This is a genomic window from Staphylococcus sp. EG-SA-2, assembly GCF_017152085.1.
This window is the reverse complement of sequence record NZ_JACYHC010000519.1, coordinates 1-3,927: the sequence shown is the minus strand read 5'-3', so window position 1 is coordinate 3,927 and position 3,927 is coordinate 1. Positions and strand designations below refer to the sequence as shown.

General features: G+C 32.4%; 4 protein-coding genes. All 4 read right to left on the bottom strand.

Going from position 1 to position 3,927, the window contains the following annotated elements; genetic code table 11:
* Window positions 1–304: DUF1672 family protein (locus IDG60_RS08350; protein WP_206160615.1), on the bottom strand; the 304-nt coding region annotated here is incomplete at its 3' end.
* A gap of 89 nt (window positions 305–393) precedes the next feature.
* On the bottom strand, window positions 394–579 hold the full coding sequence (locus tag IDG60_RS08345) for a hypothetical protein (protein WP_000470336.1): 186 nt from the start codon (window positions 577–579) through the stop codon (window positions 394–396).
* A gap of 406 nt (window positions 580–985) precedes the next feature.
* Window positions 986–1,822 (bottom strand): hypothetical protein, encoded by an 837-nt coding sequence (locus IDG60_RS08340; protein WP_000675478.1) that lies wholly within the window; start codon window positions 1,820–1,822, stop codon window positions 986–988.
* Between the two features lie 615 nt (window positions 1,823–2,437).
* Window positions 2,438–3,892, bottom strand: a complete 1,455-nt coding sequence (locus IDG60_RS08335; RefSeq protein ID WP_000909210.1) for an N-acetylmuramoyl-L-alanine amidase — start codon at window positions 3,890–3,892, stop codon at window positions 2,438–2,440.
* Between the last annotated feature and the right edge of the window lie 35 nt (window positions 3,893–3,927).

Below are 3,927 nucleotides of genomic sequence, written 5' to 3'. Positions count from 1 at the left end.
GGTCATCACAATGCACGAATACTTCTACACCGTCGCCACTACCTACAACATTTGTAGCTTTAACTTTTAGTCCAAAGTTATCCATAAAAAATTGTTCGCCACGTTTAGCAATTTTATCTTTATGCTTCTTCGAAAATTCAATCGCATCTTTTTCTGCAGGTGGTTGGAAGCCTTGTCCTACATATTTTGAAGCTTCCATTTCTTCTGGCACTGATTTTGTTTCATTGTTGGATTCGTTATTGGTAGTTGAACATCCTGATAGTAGTATCGTTGCTATTAAGATTAGTTTTGTTCTTTTAAACATAGCTCATCACCCATTTATGTGTTTGTAAAACTTTTATGTTAAAAAAACTACTTATTCTCAAAGAAAACAAGTAGCATTTAATAAATTACTTAGTATACAGCTAGTTTTTCTAATTGTTCTTTAACTTGAATTAAGTTTGACCGTATTAGAGAGGCAGATTGATCCATCGTTTGAATTGCTTGTCCTTCATTTTCGTTCAAGCCATTACAAACAACTTCAAACTGTTGTGCCATTTGATCAAGACGTGCATGAGCTTGTGTGTTTAAAATAAACATATCATCATAATGTGATGGCGAATAGATAATTCGTCGTTGTATACAAACGTATAAAAACCTTGTCATATCAACGGTTTTGGCATTTTTAAACCTCTGTGTTTTCCACGCATGTTTGCCCTTATTTAAATAATTTGCCCTTTTTTCGCCCCGAAAAAAAAAACACAAAAAATAACCACACTCCTAAATTAATAGGTGGTGTGGTTTTGTTGATTGTAGGGGTATAAAAATAACCGCATTATTAAAGATACGGTTACTCTGTTATCTGTAAATATAATAGTAGTTTAAAAATTAGTCGTTATTGTTAGTTCTTTTTTTATCTGATTCTTTTGTTTCTCCTAATTCGCAAACAGGACTCCACATAAAAATCAACTCCTTTATATACCATAATGATACTATATTTTCTAGTTTATTTCAATTTTTCAGTTTTTAAAAATGAGTTTCTGTTTTTATTTATACGCTTTTCTGTTTTCTTTTTAAATTTTATCTTTTTGTTATTCCATTCATTGTAAAATTCTATTAAATTAACATAAAATTTTTCATGCCCTATTTTATTTGTTGATGAGATATCAATGTAAAGACTCAATATTGTTTTTAAATAGATTTGATGCAACGACTGATAAACCGTATTACTATCTGCTATGTTATTGGTAAAATGCATAGAAAAATATTCTAATTTATTCATGCAATATATATGGGTTTCATTATACTTCTTAATGAGTGTATTTATACCTTGCAATACGTCATTACTTTTAATAACAATTTCTTTTTCACCTGTCGAAAAAGTCCACTGTTTATCTCCTATATTTTCTTTAATTGTTTTCTTGTTGTCAAATTCTAAAATTATAGCCCGTAAACACTCTTCTTTATAATTCTCGTTCTTGAAAGTACGAAGCAAAATTTTTATAAATTCGGTATTGGTGACTTTTTTATAAGTGTGATATTTTGCAATCTCTTTATCAGTAAAGACTGTTCTTAGTTCGTGATTATCAAAACTTAAATTCATCTTATTCTCTAATTCATTAATTTTATCTTGCAAACCAACATTTTCTAAAATTTTCTTGTTTATCTCCCCTATATCAAAACTCCTTTTCGAAATTAATTTTGAAAACTCGTCTGCCATTTCAACAGCCTTTTCTTTCCTTTTATACCTTTTGTTAAATTTATGAACCACCGTTGCAGCATAATACGATATCCCACCAGATAAAATAGATGATATTATCGGTATGTATATATCACCTTTCATATTTCCACCTCTTTTAACACAATTAAGTATTATGATACACAACTTGCGCAAAAAGATGTAGACAGAACATAATGGCGAACAAAAACAACCACCCAGTAACTAGTATGGGTGGCGTAGCGACTATAACAACTCTATGTTATCAAGATATATGTATCGAGTGATGGCAAGGAAGAAGTCTCCTGCGGGACCAACAGTCAGATATATGGCCTCTGCCGGGCTATATAGTTCACTCCTACTATATAAAAGTAAGTATAACATAAAAAGCACCCCGTAAACTGTTATACGGGAATGCTAAAGTCATATATACTACGGGGAGTAGTATGAAAACTATGCTCTCTATCGTAAGAAAAAACACCCAGTGACATGCTTGGGTGAACAAGGATAGATGTAAATAGTTGATGCATGTGTAACACATCATAACAAAAAACTAGCCCGAAGGCTAGCTATAACATAAAAAAATAGGCAAGTACCGAAGTACCTGCCAGTTACGCACATTTAAATCTTGAGAGTAATGTTAAAAAGTGTATAGGAATATTAACATCCATCCAAATAGTTATTTAATAACTGTAAGATTCCCTATAATTAATGTAGCAAAATTTTTATTCTAAGTAAATACTAAATCGTGCTAAACTTACCAAAACTACTTATTCTATTACCTGCCTTGTCTACCTCTCCTGTCGCTATATAACGACGTTGTCCACTATTAGCAATATAAGTAATCCATCTATAGCCATTGATGCAATATGCGCCGTCATATTTAATTGTTGCGTTATTAGGTAATACACCTGTAATTCTTGAATTAGTTGAATAGCCGTCCCTTACGTTATTACCTTTAACATTGGCAACTGTGTAATAACCAGTCTCTTTTTTATACGGTACATTGTTTTTATCAAGTGTATAACCTGCTGGCACTGGTGGATTTTTTTGGTTTTTAGCTGATGTTTTAACATTACCAGCTACCAAACCACCTATAGGCTTACCATGAATCGCACCGGCTATTAATTTAGAATACAAGTCATAGTTTTTCTTAATCCAATCCATATCATTTTTATTAGTAATAAAACCTAATTCAGATAAACGATAGTTTATATTTATTTCTGCTGATACATTAACGTTTAGTAAATCATTACGAGGTGTTACACCTCTTATTTGTCCTAAGTTATTTTTAATAACATCTTGTATACTTTTATCAATAGTATCTGCATTGAATTGACTTGAAATAATAACATGCCCACCACTTGCACTTTCTCCTGCTGCGTCTAAATGAATCTCTAGAACAATGTCATACCCCTGTGATTTAACCCAATATAAGCCATAATCTTTATTATTTCCTACATTAACACCGTAAGCAGTATCTTGATACATATCTTGTGATTGACTTGAGCCACCATATAATGCAACTTCGTGACCTGCATGTCTTAAATACTTAGCGATATTTGGTGTTATATATTTACGGATAAAATCACGTTCATTTGTTCCGTTTCCGACTGCTCCAGGATCGTTATAACCATGACCGGCTACAAGCATAATTTTTTTAGGTTTAATTACTGCTTGCTTTTTGGCAGTTGCTTGCTTAATAACGCTTTTAGCTTTATCTCCAACACTTACTTTATCTGGGAAATTTAATCTAATAAAATACATTGGGTCATCGTAATAATGAACATGTCTTGTAACGGTTTCGGGACCCCAACCAGGTTGCGCAACGCCATTTGTCCAACCTTTACCATTCCAATTTTGGCCAAACGATGTGAAAGTGTTTAGATTAGCGCTCTCAACAATTTCAACATGTCCAGCTCCGCCACCATACTTTGACGGGAAAACGACAATGTCCAACTTTTGCGGTAAAAAGCTATCATAGTTTTTAATTATTTGCCCGTATTTTTCAATCCTTGCTTTATTATCAAATGGAATATTATAAGCGTATAAACCTTGTAACCTTTCGCCTGTTGCTATCATAAAAAACATATTTGCGTAATCGTAACACTGAAATCCATAAAACAAATCAGGATTGAACTGCTTCCCTAATGAATTATCAAACCATTTTTCTGCTTGGTTTTTTGTTATCAACATTGGTCAACACCTACCCTAAATCATTTGTGTCGTTC

Bases quoted from the DNA above. Each gene is read 5' to 3' on its own strand.
- IDG60_RS08335 (WP_000909210.1), bottom strand. From the start codon at position 3,892: ATGTTGATAACAAAAAACCAAGCAGAAAAATGGTTTGATAATTCATTA.
- IDG60_RS08340 (WP_000675478.1), bottom strand. From the start codon at position 1,822: ATGAAAGGTGATATATACATACCGATAATATCATCTATTTTATCTGGT.
- IDG60_RS08345 (WP_000470336.1), bottom strand. From the start codon at position 579: ATGTTTATTTTAAACACACAAGCTCATGCACGTCTTGATCAAATGGCA.